Raw genomic sequence first — 19973 nt, forward strand, 5'->3', positions numbered from 1 at the left:
TGCGTGCCTTGGTGGCACCGCCGGATAGGCTCTGGGATGTGAAGACCCTGATGCACAAGACCTCGTCCCGCCTGCTCGCCGCGACCACGGCGGGCTTGCTCTGCGTCGGCCTGGTGACCGGCTGCGCGGGAGACGACGAGGCGACCCCGGAGGCGAGCGCACCCGCCTCGGCGGAGGCGGACGCCGGTGGCGAGGAGACCGCGGCGGGAGAGGTCACCGAGTTCTCGTACGCGGGCGAGGACGGCCAGACGGCGCTCGACCTGCTCCTCGTGCACGACCCGGACGCCGTGGTGAGCGGCGAGGGCGAGATGGCCTTCGTCACCGCGATCCAGGGGCACGCTGCCGAGGACGGCGAGGAGTTCTGGGCGCTGTCCGTCGACGGTGAGATGGCGGAGGTCGGCGCCGGCTCGCTCGAGACCGAGGACGGCCAGCAGATCCAGTGGAAGCTCGAGGAGATCGAGTGAGGTCCGCCGCGACCGACGAGCCGACGCCGGACCTCGGCCTGGGCGACCTCGCCGAGCGTTGGTGGCGTCCGGCCGTCGCCGTGCTCCTCGTCGTGGCGGCGATCGTGTGGCGGCTCGTCAAGGACGACCTCGGAGCCCCGCCCAACCTCGAGCTGTCGACGTTCGCGGCGTTCGCCGCCGCCGGGCTGCTGCGCCACCGCCTCGCGATGCTGGCGCCGCTCGTCGTCGTGGCCGTCAGCGACGTCTTCCTCAGCAACTCGGCGATCCTCGTCTTCACCTGGTCGGCGTGGGCGGCCATCGGTGTCGCCGCCTGGTGGACCCGTCGGGCGACGGGCGGACGCCGGTTCCTCGCCGCGGTGGCGTTCGGCGCGGGCAGCTCGATCGGCTTCTACCTGTGGACCAACTTCGGTGTCTGGCTGCAGGGCCGCGGCACGTTCTACCCGGCGGGTCTCGACGGGCTGCTGGCCAGCTACGTGGCGGGCCTGCCGTTCCTGCGCCCCATGCTGCTGGGCAACCTGGTGCTGCTGCCGGTCGCGGCCGCCGTCGTCGCGCTGGTCGAGCGCCTCGAGCGCGTGCACGTCCTCGGGACCGCGACCGGGCGCGCCTGACACCTGATCGAGCCCGCCCGGTCACCGAGGTTCTGGAGCGCCCAGGTCTCCCGTCCCCGGGGTGCCGTCCGCGAGCCCGTAGCGCAGGTGCACCACGCCGCGGGGGCTCGCCGTCGGCGGATCCAGCAGTGTGAGGTTGGCCGGGACCTCGCCACCGTCGAACACCTGCTTGCCGACGCCGAGCACGATCGGGTACATCCACAGGTTCAGCTCGTCGAACAGTCGTTCGTGCAGCAGCGTCTGGACCAGGTCCAGGCTCCCGATGACCTTGATGTCCTCGTGCCGGTCGCGAAGCTCCCGCACGGCACGGGCGAGATCGGGACCGAGCTGTGTGGACCCGGCCCACGTCAGCTCCGGCGTGGCGCGGGAGGCGACATACTTCGGGATGCGGTTGAACAGTGTGGCGACGTCGTCGTCCGGGCCGCCCTCCTGGTGCGGCCAGTGGTCGGCGAAGATGTCGTAGGTCCGCCGACCGAGCAGCAGAGCGTCCGTGCCCTCCAGTGCGGCCGAGATCTCGGCTCCGGTGACGTCATCGAACAAGGGCGCCTGCCAGCCGCCGAAAGGAAAGCTGCCTGCCGGATCCTCCTCGGGCCCGCCGGGTGCCTGCCCGACAAGATCGAGGGTGGCGAACAGCTGGATCTGGATGGTGCTCATGGTGTCCTCCTGGTTTCCGAACGGTGCCGACGGGCCGGTAGACCTGCCGGTCGGGTCGAACTCATCGACTGGCCGACGACGGCACCGTCGACGCCACCGCCGACCAGCTGGCCCAGGTCGACGCACTGCCTGCCGACGAGCCCGTCACCATGCTCAACTTGCTGCGGTTCCCCGACCTGGCGGACTACTCGCACGCTCCGGATCTCGCTCCCGCGGACCCGGTGTCGGGTGCGAAGACGTACGCGCGGTACGGCAAGGAGGCCGCGGTCCACAGGCAGCCGACCGGAGCAGAGGTGTTGCACCAGGGCCCCTGCGGGCCGCTGCTGATCGGGCCCGAGGCCGAGTCGTGGGACGTCGTGCTCCTGGTCCGGTACCTCTCACCGACCACCATCTGGTCACGGTCGGGCGCGCACGATGTCCGTGCAGCGACGGAATGAACGAGTGCTGTAGGAGTTGTACGGACCGTGACTTCCCCTGACACCCGCCTCCAGATCGAGGTCTGGTCCGACGTCCTGTGCCCGTGGTGCTACATCGGCGACGCGCGGCTCGAGGCCGCGATCAAGGACTCGCCGCACGCCGACCGCATCGACGTGCGGATCCGCACCTTCCAGCTCGACCCGGACTTCCCGGCGGAGCCCACACCGGTGGTCGACTACCTCTCTGCGAAGAAGGGGCTGCCCGTCGAGCAGGCGGAGAAGATGGAGGCGCAGGTCGCCGAGCTCGCGCGGGCTGAGGGGCTCGCCTACGCACCGAACCATCCCGTCCAGAACACCCTGGACATGCTGCGCCTGGTGCACCTCGGCAACGAGCACGGCGTCGGCTGGCAGTACATGACAGCGATGCAGGGCGCGCTCTTCGGTGGGCAGGACGGGGCGTTCGCCCCCGACGCCCTGGTCCGGTTGGGCACCGGGCTCGGTATCCCCGAGTCCGAGATCCGCGACGTCCTCGCCGACGACCGGTACGCCGAGGCCGTCCGTGCCGAGCACGAGGAGGCGATCGCTCTGGGCGCTCGCGGCGTGCCCTTCACCGTGCTCGGGCGCCGACTCGGCATCCCCGGTGCCGTGCCGACCGAGGCCTACGGTCAGGCGATCGCCCAGGCGTGGGAGCAGGTCGATGCCTGAGCCGGACGTGCAGCCGCTGACGTTCGTCGCGGCCGACGACGCCGCGGTGTGCGACCCGGTGACGGGCGCGTGTGAGGTCCCGGCTTCCGGAGAGCCGGTGTCCCACGACGACGACGGCGCTCGCTGACGGTCTGTGCATCCAGCGCGCGTTGATCGTGCTGGGGGTATCGCTGTGGAGTAGAAGAAGTTATACCCTGGCGTCATGAAGACAGCGATCAGCCTCCCGGACCACGCAGCGGGACGCTTCGACGATGTTGCTCGTCGGCACGGCATGACACGGTCGGAGTTCTACCGACGTGCCGCGGAGCGCTATGCGGACGAGCTCAGCGAAGCCGATCTGACGAGGCAGATCGATGCCGCGATCGACGATGTCGGGCAGCCTGGCGATGAAGCCGCTGAGTGGCGGCAGGCTGCCAACTCCCGACTGGTCGAGGGCACGGACGAGTGGTGATCCGGCGCGGCGAAGTGTGCTGGATCGACTTCGGTGAGCCGCAGGGAAGCGCTCCGGCCAAGAGGAGGCCCGCCGTCGTCGTGCAGTCCGACCAGTACAACGCGTCGCTGATCGCGACGGTCGTCGTGCTCCCCATGACATCGAATACGGCGTTGGCGCGCCATCCCGGCAACGTGTTCGTGCCGGCAGTCGCCGCGGGGCTGCCGAAGGACTCCGTGGTGAACGTCTCGCAGCCGACGACGGTCGACCGGAGCGTCGTCGATCCGACGGGCGCGGTGCTGCCCGACAACCTGCTCCGTGCCGTCGATACCGGGCTTCGTCGCGTCGTGGGTCTGTAGGCGCCGATTCGCTCAGTCGTCCCGCGACGGCCGGGACGAGCGGAGCCGCTTCGTCGTGGAGCGCTGCTTCTTCGTGGTGAGGCGCCGTTCCTGGGAGCCTCGGGTCCGCCGGGTCGCGCGACGCTGCGGGCCGGGAGGGGCGACGGCGTCGGCGACGAGCGCTGCCAGACGGTGCGCGGCTGCTTCTCTGTTGCGCCGTTGCTCACGGTGCTCGGACGCCGTCACGGTGAGGACGCCGTCGACCAGACGATGACCCGTCCGCGCGACGAGCCGCTCCCGCTGAACGTCGCTCAGCACCGCCGAGCGCCCGACGTCCCAGGACAGCTCCACGCGGGAGTCGGTCGTGTTCACGCCCTGCCCGCCGGGGCCGGAGGACCGCGAGAACCGCTCGGTCAGCTCGGCCCGAGGGATGGTCAGCGACGTACTGACGGCGAGTCCGGAGCGGGTCGGTGAGGGCATGTCTCCATGGTGCCGCCGGATCGGGCGGCGGGTCACGCGGATTGTCGTTGTCAGGCACGCCACGCATTGAGCAGGTCTGCCGCGCTGAAGGTGAGGTCGGCGCCGTCGACCGGCAGCCCTTCGGGGCTGATGGCGGCGATCAGGGCGTCGCCGCTGCGCGGCACCGTGCCGATCACGCCGCGCAGGTGCGTGATCTCGCGTCGGGAGATCTCACCGCCGGGGCGCCACTTGATGGTCCCGAGCAGTACGGTGCGCTCGCGGGACACGCCGACGAGGTCGACCTCCGTCTGCCCGTCGCGGGTCCACCAGGCCCGGACGTCCTCGATGCTCTCCAGCGTGGTGTCGTCCGGGGAAAGACGCGCGACTGACTCGCGGACGAGGGGTTCGACGCTGCGGCCACGCCAGGAGGACCAGTCGCGCTCGAACCGCGCGAAGGCGTGGTCGGCCCGTCCGCGGGAGATGAGCTCGAGGCTGCGTTCGACGTAGCGGAACCAGAACCGCAGGTAGGGGTCGGTGACGCGGTAGCGACGCAGGCGCCCGGTCGAGGATGACCAGGCCGGCGTCTCCTTGACGACCAGACGCTTCTCGTCGGCCAGGACACGGAGGGCCCGGGTGGTGCTGGTCTGGTAGCGCGTGACCTCGGAGTCCTCGAGGCCGGCGGGAATCAGGTCGTTGAACCGCGGCGTGGTGGTCTCGTCGGCGCCGATCGCCGCCAGGACCCGCGCAGCAGCGGGGGAGTCGGGGAACTCTGCGTCCAACGTGAACCGGGCGGTCGAGACGAGCGGGCTGTAGAGGTCGTCGAAGGAGTCGGCGACGTAGTGCGACACGTTGCCTCCGGACCGTGCGAGGTCGGTCACGAGGCGCGGATAGCCGCCCGTGACCAGCGTGGCGTCGAAGACCTCGGCCGGGGTGGCGTGGGGAAGTGCCTGCGCGATCTCGGCCGGGTTGAGGGGGTCGACGACGAGCGGTCGCAGGCGCCCGAACAGCGCTCGGCCGTACTCGGCGAGCCGGTCCATCATCGCGACGTCGGAGCCGACGAGGATGAGCAGGACCGGCAGCGCCTCGAGCGTCTGGTCCCAGAGGTTCTGGAGAGTGCCCTCGAGGGACGGGTCGGCGGCCACGGCCCAGGGGAACTCGTCGAGCACGACGACGACGGGTCCCTGACGCGCTGCGACCTCGACCGCGCGGAACCAGTCGCGCCAGGTGCTCAGGGAGAGGCCCTGGACCATCTCGACGCCGGAGAGCGGCCGGGTCGACGACGTGAGAGCCTCGGTCGCTTCGGCGACCTGCGTGCGCGTCGGTGCGCCGAGCGTCCCTGCAGCGAAGACGTAGGGCACGTCGGTACGGCGCACGAAGGTCTCGATCGCAGTGGACTTCCCCACCTGGCGCCGGCCGCGGACCGCGACGATGCGCCCTTGCCCGTGGTTTCGCACAGCATCGAGATGCTTCGTCAAGGCGCTGACGACGTCGGAGCGGCCGTAGAAAGGAGCCCGAGGGTGAGCGGTCATGGACGTATCATACATCCATGTATGTAGTATTGCTCCTGGATCGTCGAGCCAAGTTCGCCGGGTGCATCGAGGGTCTGCGCGTGCATGGGCACGTCGGCGGGTGGCGTGGCGGCCATGATCTCCCCGACGGCGAGGGTGCCGTCGAAGTCGAACAGGATGGCCGGGGTAGTGCAGGAGGTAGTGCAGGAACCGTGCGATCGGTAGCGTGGAGTGGACAGTAGAAGGACCTTCTACGTTGTGGGACGCTGGAGCCATGCGAGTGATCAGCATCACCCAGCTCAACCAGCAGACCTCCCGGGTGCTCCGTGAGGTGCAGGAGGGTGAGCAGCTGGAGATCTCGATGCACGGGCGTGTGGTGGCACGCCTCGTGCCCGCGACGGACCAGGCGACGTGGCTCGAGCGCAAGAAGGCCGAGGGGCGGATCACGCCGCCGTCGGCGCCTGATACGCCGCTACCTGATCTCGTCGCGGCCAGGTCCGGCCTCTCGCTGGACCAGCTCATCGACGAGTCGAAGGGCGACTACTGACGTGGTGGCGTACATCGACTCGTCGATCGCGCTCCGCATGATCTTGGATGACCCGGGCAGCGCGGCAGTGCGCGCATGGTGGACGGCCGCGCGGAACGCGGGTGAGGAGATCTACTCGTCCAAGCTCCTGCAGGTGGAGATGTCTCGCGTACTCCAGCGCGAACGGTTCTCGCTGGCACTGAGCGTGCCGGTGCTGTCGGCGCTGTGGTTGATCGACATCGACGACGACGTGGTGCGCGCCGCCTCGACAATCAGCACCGGGCAGCACCTTCGCTCGCTGGACGCCATTCATCTGGGGACGGCCACGTTGCTCGCCTCCGACGGCATCACCGTGGTGACGCACGATCTTCGCATGAAGGAGGTCGCCGTCGGCCTGGGGCTGACCGTCGTCGATCCCGCCGAATAGCAGAGCGCCGACGCTCGATCTACCCATGTCCTGCAGCCACCTCGCGGACCCCGCCGACTACTCCTGGATCGTCGAGCCGAGCTCCCCCAGCGCGACGGCCCGGGCGTCGCGACCGCGGTCGCCACGCCGGGTGACGAGCGCCTCGACGAGCGCCTCGGTCACCAGCATCAGTGCGGCCCGGGACGTGTGCACGAGCTCGTCACGGAACGAGTCGTTGACCGGCGGCACGACAAGCACCGTGTCGGCGAGCTGGGCGACGGGGGACTGCGCGAACGAGGTGATCGCCAGGACCGGGGTGGCGCCGTCGTGCGCGGCGCGCATCACCGCGAGCGTCGCGTCGTTGGTGCCGGATCCGGAGACGACGAGGCAGACGGCGTCGGGTCCGAGCTGGCGTGCGGCGATCCGTTGCGCGAGCGCGTCCTGGAGCAGCTCGGCGGGCCGGCCGGCCGACGTCAGCCGCAGCACGAGGTCGAGGCCGAGCGGCGAGGAGAGCCCGTTCGCGACGACGAGCACGCGCCCGGCGTCGTCGAGGCGCTGGACGAACTCCTGCAGCACCTCCTCGGTGAGGCCCGAGACGGTGTGGCCGAGGCGGGCGGCGAACCGGGCGACGGACTCGCGCAGCGTGCCGAGCATCGTCCCGTCGGGGGCGCCGTCGGGCTCGGTGCGCAGCGCGAGCTCGCGTGCCGCGGCCACCCGCAGTTGTGGGTAGCCCTCGTACCCGAGCGTCTGTGCGGCGCGCACGACGGTCGCGCGGCCCACGCCGACGTCGTCGGCCACCTGTTGCGCGGAGCGTTCGACGGCGGCACCGAGGTCGGCGGCGATCGCCTCGGCAGCGCGGCGCTCGCCGGGATGCATCGACGGTGCGAGGGCGACGATCCGCGCGGTCAGCGGCGCGTCGATGGATCCGGTCCAGGTCACGGCGTCAGGGCCCTTCCATGATGCGACGGCGCAGCGCGCCGGAGACGGCGTCGACGGCCATCGTCGTGGCGACGACCACGATCAGCAGCATGCCGACCGTGTCCCACGCACGATAGTTCGTGTAGTTCGCGAGCATGCGCCCGATGCCGCCCGCGCCGACGATGCCGAGCACGGCGGACATGCGGATGTTGATCTCGAACCGGTAGAGCGCGAACGACAGCAGTGCGGGCAGGGCGGCGGGCCACAGCGCCCAGCGGATGACGGCGGTCCGGCCGCCACCCGCTGCCCGGACCGCGTCGGCCGCGCCGTCGCGCAAGGTCTCGATCGTTTCGTAGGTCCACTTGCCCTGGGTGCCGATTCCGGCGATGCCCAGTGCCAGCGCCCCGGTGAACGGGGTCAGCCCGGTGACGGTGAGCAGGATGAGCGCGATGTTGACCTCGGGCACGGCGCGGATGACGGCGAAGACGCCGCGCAGGGTGAGGCGCAGCCAGGCCGGTCCCACGCCGTCGGCGGCGAGGATGCCGAGCGGGATCGACACGACGACGCAGAGGATCGCGCCGAGCCAGGCCATGGAGATCGAGCGCCACATCTCGAACAGGGCGCGCGGCAGGCGCGACCAGTCGGGGTCGGCGAACATCAGCATGCCGTAGTCCCAGACGGCGGCGGGCAGGCCGCGCAGGTCGGCCCACTCGACGTCTAGGGTGGCGGTGGCGACGAGGAGCACGACGCCGACGACGGCGGTGGCGACGGTCTGCCCGAGCCGTGACGGGCGCGGGGGCAGGACGACGGCGGGGCTCGTCGTGGCGGTGGTGCTTTGCAGCATGGTGCTCATGCGAGTCTCCGGCGCAGCAGGTGGGAGGCGGCCTCGATGAGGAGCACGACGACGAGGATCTCGAGGATGATCACCGACACGTCGCCGTAGGCGAAGAACCCGAACCGTTCGTCGAGGAGCCGCCCGATGCCGCCCGCTCCGACGATGCCGAGGATTGCCGAGATGCGGACGTTCAGCTCGAGCGCGTAGAGCCACTGGTTGGCGAACAGCGGGGCGTTCTGGGGCAGGGCGATGCTGCGGTTCATCTGGTGGTGGGTGGAGCCGCCGGCGCGGGCCGCCTCGAGGTAGGGGTGGTTGGTGGAGTCGATGGCCTCGGAGACGAGCTTGACGACGATCCCGACGTCGAAGAGCACGAGAGTGAGCAGGCCGGGCAGCGCGCCGACACCGACCATGGCGACGAGGACGGTCGCCCAGACGAGGTCGGGCACGGCCCGGATCACGTTGATCACGGCCCGCACCGCCGTGCGGGTCGGGGTGTGCGGGTTGGTGGGGCGCGCGGCCCACAGGGTGAGCGGCACGGACAGCGCGGCGGCGATCGCAGCGCCGACGAACGCCATCTGCAGCGTCTCCAGCATCGGCTGGATGGTGCGCGGGACGAACGCCCAGTTCGGCTGCAGCAGCGCGGAGAGGTTGGCGGCCCCGCGGCGCCAGTTCTGGGCGATGGCGCCCAGGTCGATCTCGACGCCGCCGATCGCGGGCAGGCAGGTCGCCACGGTGAACGCCGCGAGGGCCGAGACGATCACCGCGCGGCGCGGCCAGGTGCGCGGGCGCGGCGGAACGTCGAAGCGGGTGGCGGGCTCCGCCGTCGTGCCGGGGGTCATGTCCGGTCCCCGAGGCGGTCCTGCGGGCGGATGCTGCGGCCGTATATCTGCTCGAAGTCGGCCTCGGTGGCCTCGGCGGCGGGGCCGTCGTAGACGACCTCGCCGCCGCGCAGGCCGATCATGCGGCGCGTGTACTGCCGGGCGAGGTCCATGAGGTGCAGGTTGACCAGCACGGTGAGGTGGTGGTCGGCGTTGATGCGTTCCAGCTCGCCCATCACGGCGTGCGCCGTGGGCGGGTCGAGGCTGGCGACGGGTTCGTCGGCGAGCATGATGCTGGGCTCCTGGGACAGCGCCCGCGCGATGGCGACGCGCTGCTGCTGCCCTCCGGACAGGGACCCGGCGCGCGTCCAGACCTTGTCGAGCATGCCGACCATGTCCAGTGCCGCGAGGGCGACGTCGCGGTCGTGCGCGGTCGGGACGCCGAGGAGCCCGCGCAGGGCGCCTGCCTGCGCGAAGCGGCCGACCAGGGTGTTGCGGTAGACGTCGACGCGTGTGGCGAGGTTGAAGCCCTGGAAGATCATGCCGACGTGCCCGCGCACCTGCCGCAGACGGCGGCCGGACAGGCCGGTGACGGTGTGCGGGCCGACGGTGACGGTGCCGCTCGTGACGGGCACGAGGCCGTTGAGCGTGCGGATCAGGGTCGACTTGCCAGGAGCCGGACAGGCCGACGACCGAGACCATCTCGCCGGCCTCGATGGTCAGGGAGACGTCGCGCAGGGCGGCGGTGCCGTTGGGGTAGGTGACCGAGACGCCGTCGAGGCGGATCGGCCACGCGGCGGAGGCCGGGGCGGGCCCGGCCTCCGCCGCCTGGGTGTCGAGAGTCACGGTGATGCTCCTGGTCAGCCGGCGAACTGCTCGAGGACCTCGCCGTAGCGGGTGATCTCGTCGTCGGCGGTCTCGGCCGTCCAGTCGGACAGGCCGACGAGCTCGAACATGACGTCGGCGGCCTCGGGGGAGGAGTCCGCGTAGTCGTCCATGAGCTGGGTCAGCTCGGCGACGAGGTCGTCGGGCAGGCTGTCGGTGACGGCGACGCCACCGTTGGGGATCATTTCGGTGTAGGCGAAGGCCACGGCCTTGTCGGCGATGTCGGGGACCTCCTCGACCACGGTGGTGCGGGCGTCCCAGTAGGCGAAGCCGACCTCGGCGTCACCGTTCGCGACGGCGAGCACGGCGTTGTTGTTGCCCTCGACCGGGACCTGCGTGATGTCGGCGTCGGTGTCCAGGCCCGCCTCACGCATCAGCACCACGGGGTACTGGTAGCCCGCGGGGGAGGTGGCGGCCTGCAGCGCGACGTTCGCGCCGGCCAGGTCGCCGAAGACGTCGGTGGCGGCCGGGCCCTGACCGGTCGCCGCGGCGCCGGCCTCCTCCAGGCCGTTGCAGTAGGAGAGCTCGACGCCGCTCGCCTCGTAGGTGGCGAGCACGGGCTCGTCCTCGCAGTAGGTGTCCGGGTCGTTCGTGTAGGCGACGGCGGCGTAGGACGTCGCGCCGAAGCGGACGTCACGCAGGATCAGCTCCGCGCCGTAGCGTTCGGTCGCCTGGTAGAGCGACCCGGCGTCGGTGATGATCACCTGCGACTGGTCGGCGCCGAGCGCCTCGACCGTGGCGGTGTAGTCGTTCGCGACGACGCCCTCCACCTCGATGCCGAGACCCTCGGAGAGGTAGGTGGTCAGCGGGTCGAGCGCCTCGGCGAGGTTCTCACCCTCGACCGACGGCACCAGCGACATGGTGATGGACTCGGGCCACTCGGTGCCGGATCCGGTCTCGTCGTCGGCGCTGCCGGCGGCATCGGTACCGGCGCAACCGGCGAGCGCGAGGACGAGCGCCGCGGCGGCGCCGGGAGCGAGCAAGGACTTGCGCATGAGAGGGCTACCTTTCGAGGGAGTCGGCCGTGCCGGTCGGCACGGGTTCCGGGGGGAGGGCTGTGGTGGCTGCCGTGGTGGCCGTGTGGGCCCACGCGGTGATGGCGGGCGCGAGGGCGTCGAGCGTCCGGGCGTGCATGGTCACGTCGGCGGGCGGCGTGGCGGCTGCGGGGCCGACCAGCGCCGTCGCCGCTCCGAGCGCCGCGGCGGGGGCCAGGTCGTTTTCCACGATGTCCCCGACGGCGAGCACAGGTCCCGTGGCTAGCGCGGCCTCGACGAGGGGCGTCAGCCCGACCGGCTTGCCGACCTCGTAGTGCAGGTCGGCGAAGCGCTCGCGGACGCCCCACGTGGTCAGCAGACGCTCGACGCCGACGCCGGGGGCGTTGGTGGCGAGGACGACGCGGACGCCGTGGGGGAGTGCGTCCAGGAGCTGTGCCAGTCCGGGGGCGGCGTCGACGGATGCCTCGGGGGTTCCGAGGGCGCTGCGGCTGGCCAGGTAGGCGTGCTGCAGTGCGGCGGGGGCGACACCGTCGGCGCGGGCCAAGGAGCCGACAACGTCGTACCCGTCGCGGAAGCCGGTCGCCGTGCCGGCGTCGTGCTCGCGCAACGTGGCCATGACCCGCTCGAGGTAACCGGGCCCAGCGTGCTCGGCGACATGCCGGGCGAACGCGAGCACGGGGCCGTCACCGACGGCGATGGTGCCGTCGAAGTCGAACAGGATGGTCGGGGTCACGCGGGCTGCCTCCTCGGATGGACGATGCGTTCACGGTAGGCAGGCCGTGTGAACGGATGGGTCGCGAGGAGGTGAACGGTGGATGGCGGCCGCGGGAACCCGTCGTCCACTACGGAATGCGCGATCGGTAGTGCAGGAACCGTGCGATCGGTAGCGTCGCGAGCGTGAACGCGCCCTCGACCATGTCGCTAGCTTTGCAAGCCATGACGGCGAATCGCCGATCCGGTGGGAATCACCGTGTGAGTCCTCCACTGGCGAGGTGCATGCGTAGCCGGTAACTGTCGCGGTTGCGGTATCCACGTGCGAGGCCGCGGTGGAGCTCGAAGATGCCGTCCATGGCCTCGGTGGGGCCCGTACTGAGCTCGGCTGACAGTGAAGTAGGCCAGGAGCGCCTCGCGCCAGCGGCGTAGGGTATGCCCGAGACGAGCGACTCCTCATTGCCTCGATGAGGATCGAGGCTGGACCGAGCGGGTGAAATTCGGCCTGACCGGGTCAGGCGCCGTTCCGCAAGTAGCCCTGGTGTCCGGCCGACTATAGGGTCACTCCCGTCTTGAGTTTGCCCACCGTTCGCACTCAAACGTGACGGACATAATCTCGTACGACGACTTTCTCAGGAGGGTGGACAACGCCATCGCCTCGCTCGCGAAGTGTTCCGGTGGCGAAGACGCACGCGCCGTGCCGGGAGGTCCCGTAGATTAATGAGTATGATCGCCCGAGCCGCATCAACGACAAGGAAGCTTGATGGCTGTCGACACCGCAAGTGAAGCGCCGGAGGCTGCGGGGCCAAGGGGCCTATTCGTCGTCGGTGGCACGGTGAAGGAGGTGATCGCTACCTCCGAGCCGCAGGCTGTCCGCGAACACCTTGCCTCTCTCTTGCAGGTGAAGAACCTTGTGGTTCTCCTAGGGTCCGGCGCGTCGTTCCACTTGGGTTCGCCGAGAACGCGGGGTATGACGAACCAGCAGGTCATCGAGCTCATTGTGGAAGCCGGCGGTGAGCCTACAGTCGAGGATGAGGCGCTGCTCGCCACGATCAACCCCGAGGACAGCGGCGACCTGGAAAGGCTCCTGAACGGGCTCCAGCTCGCCTCATCGCTCGCTACTCAGGCCGGGCAGGATTCGGTGACCCTTGGGTCGGGGCCAGGCGCCAAGCTTTACCCGAAGGATCAGGTCGACGGCCTCAGGCATCGAGTCAACCGAGCGCTTGCCGAGGCGTGCCGCCTGCCGAAGGAGGGGAATCGGCTCGACCCGCCGTTCGACACCGACCCACTCCTCGCCCACCGCACCTTCCTGTCGAGGATCGTTCGCAATCGCAGGGCGAACCTGCCTCGGCCGCAAGTCTTCACCACAAATTATGATCTGATTATCGAGCGTGCCCTCGACGAGTTGGGATACCCCTACGTTGATGGCTTCAGTGGGACGATCGATCGTCGGCTCAATCTCGCGTTCTACGGTCTTGACTTCCATCGCGTTGAGACGACGACGAAATCGGTGCTCGCCCGCGCAGATGGGGCGCTCTACCTGCACAAAGTCCATGGGAGCCTCAACTGGCGATCGTCAACCGATCGAGATCGCCTGACGGGGCTCGAGTCGCTGGAAGTCCGGCAATGCGATGCCTCAGTTGCGGACGACGGGCTCGTGCTGATCTACCCGACTTCCTCGAAGGAGGGGGACACTCTCGCCTACCCGTACTCGGATCTTCTAAGGCTACTGGGTGATGCAGTTCAGCAAGAGGACACTGCTGTGATCGTCGCTGGTTACGGATTCGCCGACGCACATATAAATCGCCTCCTACTTCGGAGTCTCGCCACTAACACCGCGCTCAACGTCTTCGTTGCAGACCCCTATGCGGTGCTCGACGACACTGGCATGGCTCTGTTGACGCCGGATTCTCAGCATAGGAAGATTGACGACCTCGGTATCACGACGAAGTCGACGGCGATCGCAGCCCTTGCCAAGGCCAGCGACTCGCGTATCGCAGTGCTCACCGGGCAGCCAGGAAAGTTCACAGAACTCGCCAGCCTGTTGCCCGGCGCCTCGCCTCAGGGGGAGGCGCCGACCGCGGTTGCATCGTTGATCGAAGCCCTTGAGCAAGCTGCGCGCGGCAGCGTCATGCCCATACCGGGGAGTGAGCCTCGGTGACTGGCACTGGGGTTATCGGGCGCGTCATCGATGTTCGCAGTACGACTATTCGCGTTGCCCTCGACGTCGGATCCACGGGTTTTACGAAGGTTGGGCCCGATGGGCTTCAGACTGTCGGCGTCGTCAACTCCTACATTACGGTGCCCGCGGGCGCCCATCGCGTAGTCGGCATCGTCAGTGCCGTCCACATCAGCGGACGGAAGGAGACGAAGACGCACGGTGCGCTCATCAGCCAAGACGATGCGGCGGCCTATGAACTCGAAGCTACCGTTGTCGGCCGGTTCGAAGGAAGCGCGTTCAAGTCGGGACTCACCGGATACCCACCGCTCCATGCGCCTGTGCAGGCAGCGACGCCTGAGGAGGTCAAGAACATCTTTCTCCCGAGGGGACGTGCTTCTCTACGTATCGGGACGTCGGCGGTCGCCGCCGAGCAGGAAGTCCACCTCGACGCCAATCTGCTCCTCGGCCATCACTGCGCCGTCGTCGGCTCTACTGGGTCTGGAAAGTCGTGCACTGTCACCGCAGTCATTGACGGCCTGCTCGATCACGATATTCCGAATGGGCACATCGTCATTTTCGATATCAATGGTGAGTATGCACAGTCGTTTGCCGCTTCGGCTCCGCGTGGCAAGAATACGCGACCGCTGATCCTCGGGCCCAATCCTGGGACGGACTCTGGATTGTTTCTGCCGCACTGGTTCATGAACAACGAGGAACACCTCAACCTTCTACGTGCGAGTGAAGGCGTTCAAGCACCCGTCCTTCAGCGCGCTATCGCGGACGCCCGACTTGCGGGAAGTGCGAAGGGAACGGATGCTGACCAGCTCGACAATGTCCGAACAACGCTAGGGATTCTCGACGCGCTGGCTAAGAATGCGATGAACTCAGAAGCGCCAGCGGCCAAGCAACTGCAGTCCCTCGCCGTGGTACTGACGAAGAACGCAAGCCGAGACTCCCCGGTGAAGGCTCAGTGGGAGCGGATGGCCGATATCGTGCCCAAGGCTATCGCCAAACTTGCACTCCGGGACAACGTGAACTACCAGGTCCTGACCGCAGAACACCGTGACGTGCTCGCCAAACTGGCGACGATTCTGAACGACCAGGTCACGGATGCGCTGAACGAACTTGGACTTGGTAGCGTAAGTGCAGGCGCCGACTTTGACGCCCCCGTTTTCTACTCGCTCCAAGCGCTGTGCGATCACTTCTTGCCGACCCGCGTCCAGTTGGAGCAGGCCGTGGACAGCAGGATTGGTCAGTACGTAGCAACCCTTCAGATGCGCCTGAGTCGGTTGCTTGCGGACGGGAGATACGACTTCATCACCAGGATCGAAGAACACACCGATCCGCTGGGCGCTTATTTGAAGGCGCTGATGGGGATCGACCCGACTGGCGGCGACGCCACATCGGACTGGCCGGCCACCGCACACCTCCACTCGCAGAACGCGGCTCACACCGCTGGGCCTTCAGTGACAATATTCGACCTGAGTCTCGTCGCCAACGATGTGCTGGAGAACGTCACGGCACTACTCGGGCGCCTTCTCTTTGACTTTGCAGTCAGGAGCCAACCCCGCGCTGAGCATCCGCTCCTGCTGGTGCTCGAAGAGGCCCATAGATTCATCCCTGCGAGCCATGGGCCGAACGGTGATTCAGGTCGGTCGGCGCCGGTCTTTGAGCGAATCGCCAAGGAAGGCCGCAAGTTCGGGCTGTCATTGCTGCTCGCGAGCCAGCGCCCGAGTGAACTTAGCGAGACCGTGGTGGCCCAATGCGGTACCGTGATCGCTCATCGGCTCACACACGAAGCAGACCAGAGTCTCCTTCGTAATGCCACCGCTCTCAGTTCACGGGCACTCCTCGACCAGTTGCCGAGTCTCGCGCAACAGCACGCGCTGGTGACAGGCGTCAGCACTGGTGTTCCCGTCGCTGTTCGAGTCCGCGATGTCGAGGACCCCCCGAAGAGCGACGACCCCGACTTCATCAACACCTGGGGCGACGCCGACAAACTAGTCGACTTGCCTGACCACATCGATCGTGTAGTCGGGCATTGGCATGGTGACCATCTGTGACCGTTCACCGACAGGGAGAGTGCGGTTCTCCGACCGGCCTGCCGCCGCCCTTCGTGAAACGGTGCTCGGCGAGGCCTTCACGTGCGACTGGACTTGTCCCGAGTCCACTGAGCAGTTTCCGGTTGAAGGGGCGGTTCCGCGACTTGGCGCGCGACCTGCTGGACCGCGTCGGGGCGCGGGCGCTGGATTCCGTGGAGGTCGGTGCTTCGAGAGGCAGCGGGTGGCGGACATTGCGCCAGATCCGGCTGCTACCAGTGACGTGGGTGCTCGCGATCGAGGTCCTCGCGGTTAGGCGAAGCGGCCAGCACGGGACTGATTGTGTCCTGTCAGGTATCGCCGCGAGTTACGGCCGTCTTGGCCGCGCTGGTGCCCCCGTCCTAGCTCATACGGAGAAGTACTTGCACTCGGGGTGATGCAGCACGAACGCGTCGGTCGACTGCTCCGGGTGCAGCTGCAGCTCGTCGCTGAGCGTCACGCCGACCCGCTCGGGCCGCAGCAGCTCGACCACCTTGCGGCGGTCCTCCATGTCCGGGCACGCCGGATACCCCAAAGACATCCGCGCCCCGCGGTACTCGAGCTTGAACATGCCCTCGACGTCTTGCGGGTCCTCGTCGCCGAACCCGAGCTCGGAGCGCACACGGGAGTGCCAGAACTCAGCCAGTGACTCGGTGAGCTGCACGGACAGCCCGTGCAGCTCCATGTACTCGCGGTACTTGTTCGCCTCGAACAGCTTCGCCGTGTACGCGGACACGGGCTCGCCGACGGTCGCGAGCTGGATCGGCAGCACGTCGAACTGCCCGGTCTCCTCGACCCACGACTTCGGCCGGATGAAGTCGGCCAGGCACAGGTGCCGGTCGCGCTTCTGGCGGGGGAAGGTGAAGCGCAACCGCTCGGTCCCCACCGGACCGCCAGATCCGCCGTCGGGCGCCCCGATCTCCCCGGAGGGACCATTCATCCCGGGCCCGTGGTGCGCGACCACGATGTCGTCGCCCTCGGACCACACGGGGAAGTACCCGTATACCACGGTGGGGTCCATGACCTGGTCCCGGCGGATCGTCGAGAGCCACTCGGTCAGGCGCGGCCGCCCCTCGGTCTCGACGAGTTCCTCGTAGGAGGCGCCGTCATCGCCGCGACCCGGCTTGAGGCCCCACTGGCCCATGAACGTGGCGCGCTCGTCGAGGTACGCGGCGTAGTCGGCGAGCTGGATGCCCTTGACCACGCGCGTGCCCCAGAACGGGGGAGCAGGCACCGGGTTGTCGTCGGCGACGTCGGAGCGCGCCGGCAGGTCCTCGGGCGCGGTCTCGGTGACCTTGACGACGTTGTGCCGACGCTTGCGCAGCGCGGGCAGACCGACGTCGTCGACCGACGCCCCGCGCGCCACCGCCACGAGGGGCTCCATGAGCCGCAGCCCCTCGAACGCGTCGCGGGCGTACCGCACCACGCCGGGGAACTGCGAGGCGAGGTCGTCCTCCACGAACGTCCGCGTCAGGGCGGCGCCGCCGAGCAGGATCGGCCACTTCTTCGCCAGGCCCCGCGACTCCAGCTCGGCGAGGTTCTCCTTCATGACCACGGTGGACTTGACGAGCAGCCCGGACATACCGATGACGTCGGCGTCGTGCTCCTCGGCGACCTCGATCATCGCGGAGATCGGCTGCTTGATGCCGATGTTGATCACGGTGAAGCCGTTGTTGGTCAGGATGATGTCCACGAGGTTCTTGCCGATATCGTGCACGTCGCCGCGCACGGTGGCCAGCACGATCGTGCCCTTGGACTGCTCCTCGGCGCCCTCGACCTTTTCCATGTGCGGCTCGAGGATCGCCACGGCTGCCTTCATCACCTCGGCGGACTGCAGCACGAACGGCAGCTGCATCTGCCCGGACCCGAACAGCTCGCCGACCACCTTCATGCCGCCCAGCAGGTGGGTGTTGACGATGTCGAGGGCCTTCATGCCGTCGGCCAGCGCGGTCTCGAGGTCGCACTCGAGCCCCTTGCGGGCGCCGTCGATGATGCGGCGCTCCAGCCGCTCGCCCACCGGCAGCGCCTCGAGCTCGGCGGCGCGCTGGTCGCGCAGGGCCGCGGAGTCCACGCCGGAGAAGGTCTCCAGCAGGTGGGACAGCGGGTCGTGGGTCAGGTTGCCCTCGTCGTCGTAGACCCGCCGGTCCCACACGAGGTTCTCCGCGGCCTCCCACTGCTCGTCCGGGATGGCGGTGCGCGGCAGGATCTTCGCGGCGTGCACGATGGCGGAGTCCAGCCCGGCCTGCACGGCCTCGTGCAGGAACACCGAGTTGAGCACCGTGCGCGCGGCCGGGTTGAGCCCGAACGACACGTTGGAGACGCCGAGCGTGGTGTGCACGCCGGGGTAGCGGCGGGTGAGCTCGCGGATCGCGTCGATCGTCTCGATGGCGTCGCGGCGCGTCTCCTCCTGACCGGTCGCGATGGGGAACGTCAGGGTGTCGACGATGATGTCGTCCACCCGCATGCCCCAGTCGTCCACGAGGGTGTCGATGAGCCGCGAGGCGATCTCGACCTTCTTGTCCGCGGTGCGGGCCTGCCCCTCCTCGTCGATGGTCAGGGCGATGACGGCGGCGCCGTGCTCCTTGACCGCGGGCATGACGCGCTGGAACCGCGATCCGGGCCCGTCGCCGTCCTCGAAGTTCACCGAGTTCACCACGGCGCGCCCGCCCACGAGCTCCAGCCCGGCACGGATCACCTCCGGCTCGGTGGAGTCGATCACCAGCGGCAGCGTGGAAGCAGAGGCCAGGCGCGAGACGACCTCGCGGACGTCCTCGACGCCGTCGCGCCCCACGTAGTCGACGCACACGTCCAGCAGGTGCGCGCCGTCGCGGGTCTGGGCACGGGCGATGTCGACGACGTCGTCCCAGCGGCTCTCCAGCATCGCCTCGCGGAACGCCTTGGAGCCGTTGGCGTTGGTGCGCTCGCCGATCGCCAGGTACGAGGCGTCCTGCGACAGGTCGGTGTGCGAGTACAGCGAGGCGACGCCGTTCTCGCGCTCCACCTCGCGCGGTCGCAGCTCGCGCCCTCGCACCGCCTCGACCACCTGGCGCAGGTGCTCCGGCGTCGTGCCGCAGCAGCCGCCCACCATGCCGAGGGAGAACTCCTCGACGAACTGCGTGTGCGCGGCGGCCAGCTCCTCGGGCGAAAGCGGGTAGACGGCGCCGTGCGGGCCGAGCTCCGGCAGCCCGGCGTTGGGCATGCAGGTCACCGGCACCTCGGCGTGCCGGGCCAGGTGGCGCAGGTGCTCGCTCATCTGGTCCGGGCCGGTGGCGCAGTTCAGGCCGATCGCGTCGACGCCGACCGCCTGCAGGGTGGTCAGGGCCGCCCCGATCTCCGAGCCCATGAGCATCGTGCCGGTGGTCTCGACGGTCACCGAGGCGATGACCGGCACGCTGCGGCCGGCGCCGCCCTCGGACACCGGACGCATCGCGTCGTGGCAGGCCGTCACGGCCGCCTTGGTCTGCAGCAGGTCCTGGCTGGTCTCGACCAGCAGGGCGTCCGCGCCGCCCTCCAGGAGCCCGGCGGCCTGCTCCGCGAACGTGCGGCGCAGGTGGTCGTACGTGGTGTGCCCCAGCGACGGCAGCTTGGTGCCGGGCCCCATGGAACCCAGCACCCAGCGCGGGTGGTCCGGCGTCGTGAACGCGTCGGCGCGCTCACGGGCGATCGCCGCCCCGGCCCGGGCCAGCTCGCGGATCCGGTCGTCGATGCCGTAGTCGGACAGGTTCGACCAGTTCGCGCCGAAGGTGTTGCTCTCGATCGCGTCGACGCCCACCTCGAGGAACTCGTCGTGCAGGCTGCCGATGAGGTCCGGGCGGGTGACGTTGAGGACCTCGTTGCAGCCCTCGTGCTGCTCGTAGTCGTCCATCGAGGGGTCGGCCGCCTGGATCATGGTGCCCATGGCGCCGTCGGCCACCACGACCCGGGTGTGCAGGGCCTCCCGCAGGGCGTGGGAACGGGCGTCTGCGGCGGAGAGATCGAGCGTCGAGGTCACCGCCCCAGCGTAGTCGCGGGCCGGGAAATGCTGGTGCGGCGACTGCGTGGTGAGACCTACGCTCGGG

General features: G+C 69.1%; 21 protein-coding genes and 1 pseudogene. 11 read left to right on the forward strand and 11 right to left on the reverse strand.

What is annotated here, in order from left to right:
• Window positions 1-38: 38 nt before the first annotated feature.
• Both AC3RJ8_RS07425 and AC3RJ8_RS07430 read left to right on the forward strand, forming a co-directional pair.
• The gene (locus AC3RJ8_RS07425) at window positions 39-464 is read left to right on the forward strand and encodes a DUF4430 domain-containing protein (protein WP_489715261.1); all 426 of its coding nucleotides are present in this window, start codon (window positions 39-41) and stop codon (window positions 462-464) included.
• Complete coding sequence (locus tag AC3RJ8_RS07430; protein ID WP_489715262.1) at window positions 461-1072, forward strand: DUF6580 family putative transport protein; 612 nt, start codon at window positions 461-463, stop codon at window positions 1070-1072. The genes AC3RJ8_RS07425 and AC3RJ8_RS07430 overlap by 4 nt, the downstream gene beginning before the upstream one ends.
• A gap of 21 nt (window positions 1073-1093) precedes the next feature.
• On the opposite strand, the gene AC3RJ8_RS07435 is transcribed toward AC3RJ8_RS07430, so the two are convergent.
• Window positions 1094-1726: a dihydrofolate reductase family protein gene (locus AC3RJ8_RS07435; protein WP_489715263.1), complete on the reverse strand. Its 633-nt coding sequence runs from the start codon at window positions 1724-1726 to the stop codon at window positions 1094-1096.
• A gap of 149 nt (window positions 1727-1875) precedes the next feature.
• On the opposite strand from AC3RJ8_RS07435, the gene AC3RJ8_RS07440 reads away from it, so the two are divergent.
• The 5 genes from AC3RJ8_RS07440 (at window position 1876) to AC3RJ8_RS07460 (ending at window position 3636) form a co-directional block, all read left to right on the forward strand.
• Complete coding sequence (locus AC3RJ8_RS07440) at window positions 1876-2163, forward strand: hypothetical protein (RefSeq protein WP_489715264.1); 288 nt, start codon at window positions 1876-1878, stop codon at window positions 2161-2163.
• A gap of 27 nt (window positions 2164-2190) precedes the next feature.
• On the forward strand, window positions 2191-2847 hold the full coding sequence (locus tag AC3RJ8_RS07445; protein ID WP_489715265.1) for a DsbA family oxidoreductase: 657 nt from the start codon (window positions 2191-2193) through the stop codon (window positions 2845-2847).
• Entirely contained in the window at window positions 2840-2974 is a 135-nt protein-coding gene (locus AC3RJ8_RS07450; RefSeq protein WP_489715266.1) for a hypothetical protein, read from the forward strand. The genes AC3RJ8_RS07445 and AC3RJ8_RS07450 overlap by 8 nt, the downstream gene beginning before the upstream one ends.
• Window positions 2975-3049: 75 nt before the next feature.
• The gene (locus AC3RJ8_RS07455) at window positions 3050-3298 is read left to right on the forward strand and encodes a CopG family ribbon-helix-helix protein (RefSeq protein WP_489715267.1); all 249 of its coding nucleotides are present in this window, start codon (window positions 3050-3052) and stop codon (window positions 3296-3298) included.
• Complete coding sequence (locus tag AC3RJ8_RS07460; protein ID WP_489715268.1) at window positions 3295-3636, forward strand: type II toxin-antitoxin system PemK/MazF family toxin; 342 nt, start codon at window positions 3295-3297, stop codon at window positions 3634-3636. Before AC3RJ8_RS07455 ends, AC3RJ8_RS07460 begins: the two co-directional genes overlap by 4 nt.
• A 12-nt stretch (window positions 3637-3648) precedes the next feature.
• Here AC3RJ8_RS07460 and arfB read toward each other — a convergent pair whose 3' ends face one another.
• Window positions 3649-4095, reverse strand: a complete 447-nt coding sequence (arfB, locus tag AC3RJ8_RS07465) for an alternative ribosome rescue aminoacyl-tRNA hydrolase ArfB (protein WP_489715269.1) — start codon at window positions 4093-4095, stop codon at window positions 3649-3651.
• A 50-nt stretch (window positions 4096-4145) separates the two neighbouring features.
• A complete protein-coding gene (locus tag AC3RJ8_RS07470; RefSeq protein WP_489715270.1) occupies window positions 4146-5603 on the reverse strand; it encodes an ATP-binding protein in 1458 nt (485 codons plus the stop codon).
• A 253-nt stretch (window positions 5604-5856) separates the two neighbouring features.
• On the opposite strand from AC3RJ8_RS07470, the gene AC3RJ8_RS07475 reads away from it, so the two are divergent.
• Both AC3RJ8_RS07475 and AC3RJ8_RS07480 read left to right on the forward strand, forming a co-directional pair.
• Window positions 5857-6129: a type II toxin-antitoxin system Phd/YefM family antitoxin gene (locus AC3RJ8_RS07475; protein WP_489715271.1), complete on the forward strand. Its 273-nt coding sequence runs from the start codon at window positions 5857-5859 to the stop codon at window positions 6127-6129.
• A gap of 1 nt (window position 6130) precedes the next feature.
• Entirely contained in the window at window positions 6131-6535 is a 405-nt protein-coding gene (locus AC3RJ8_RS07480; RefSeq protein ID WP_489715272.1) for a type II toxin-antitoxin system VapC family toxin, read from the forward strand.
• Window positions 6536-6592: 57 nt separating this feature from the next.
• Here the strand turns inward: AC3RJ8_RS07480 and AC3RJ8_RS07485 are convergent, their stop codons facing one another.
• From AC3RJ8_RS07485 to AC3RJ8_RS07515, 7 genes and pseudogenes are all read right to left on the reverse strand, one after another.
• Window positions 6593-7453 carry a MurR/RpiR family transcriptional regulator gene (locus AC3RJ8_RS07485; RefSeq protein ID WP_489715273.1) on the reverse strand — a complete coding sequence of 287 codons (861 nt, stop codon included), beginning with the start codon at window positions 7451-7453 and terminating at the stop codon, window positions 6593-6595.
• A gap of 4 nt (window positions 7454-7457) precedes the next feature.
• Window positions 7458-8285 carry a phosphonate ABC transporter, permease protein PhnE gene (phnE, locus tag AC3RJ8_RS07490; protein WP_489715274.1) on the reverse strand — a complete coding sequence of 276 codons (828 nt, stop codon included), beginning with the start codon at window positions 8283-8285 and terminating at the stop codon, window positions 7458-7460.
• A complete protein-coding gene (gene phnE, locus AC3RJ8_RS07495) occupies window positions 8282-9106 on the reverse strand; it encodes a phosphonate ABC transporter, permease protein PhnE (protein ID WP_489715275.1) in 825 nt (274 codons plus the stop codon). The genes phnE (AC3RJ8_RS07490) and phnE (AC3RJ8_RS07495) overlap by 4 nt, the downstream gene beginning before the upstream one ends.
• Window positions 9103-9720, reverse strand: a complete 618-nt coding sequence (locus tag AC3RJ8_RS07500) for a phosphonate ABC transporter ATP-binding protein (RefSeq protein WP_489715276.1) — start codon at window positions 9718-9720, stop codon at window positions 9103-9105. The genes phnE (AC3RJ8_RS07495) and AC3RJ8_RS07500 overlap by 4 nt, the downstream gene beginning before the upstream one ends.
• A gap of 225 nt (window positions 9721-9945) precedes the next feature.
• The gene (gene phnD / locus AC3RJ8_RS07505; RefSeq protein WP_489715277.1) at window positions 9946-10965 is read right to left on the reverse strand and encodes a phosphate/phosphite/phosphonate ABC transporter substrate-binding protein; all 1020 of its coding nucleotides are present in this window, start codon (window positions 10963-10965) and stop codon (window positions 9946-9948) included.
• A 7-nt stretch (window positions 10966-10972) separates the two neighbouring features.
• A complete protein-coding gene (locus tag AC3RJ8_RS07510) occupies window positions 10973-11698 on the reverse strand; it encodes an HAD family hydrolase (protein WP_489715278.1) in 726 nt (241 codons plus the stop codon).
• A 232-nt stretch (window positions 11699-11930) separates the two neighbouring features.
• Window positions 11931-12129: pseudogene (locus AC3RJ8_RS07515) on the reverse strand (transposase); the annotation flags it as partial.
• Between the two features lie 310 nt (window positions 12130-12439).
• On the opposite strand from AC3RJ8_RS07515, the gene AC3RJ8_RS07520 reads away from it, so the two are divergent.
• Both AC3RJ8_RS07520 and AC3RJ8_RS07525 read left to right on the forward strand, forming a co-directional pair.
• Complete coding sequence (locus AC3RJ8_RS07520) at window positions 12440-13837, forward strand: SIR2 family protein (RefSeq protein ID WP_489715279.1); 1398 nt, start codon at window positions 12440-12442, stop codon at window positions 13835-13837.
• Window positions 13834-15900 (forward strand): ATP-binding protein, encoded by a 2067-nt coding sequence (locus AC3RJ8_RS07525; RefSeq protein WP_489715280.1) that lies wholly within the window; start codon window positions 13834-13836, stop codon window positions 15898-15900. The genes AC3RJ8_RS07520 and AC3RJ8_RS07525 overlap by 4 nt, the downstream gene beginning before the upstream one ends.
• Before the next feature lie 382 nt (window positions 15901-16282).
• On the opposite strand, the gene metH is transcribed toward AC3RJ8_RS07525, so the two are convergent.
• Window positions 16283-19906, reverse strand: a complete 3624-nt coding sequence (metH, locus tag AC3RJ8_RS07530; protein WP_489715281.1) for a methionine synthase — start codon at window positions 19904-19906, stop codon at window positions 16283-16285.
• Window positions 19907-19973 lie beyond the last annotated feature (67 nt).

The sequence above is a fragment of the Isoptericola sp. MSGPD8_1_ISO-PGPR-S23-394 genome, assembly GCF_058072785.1.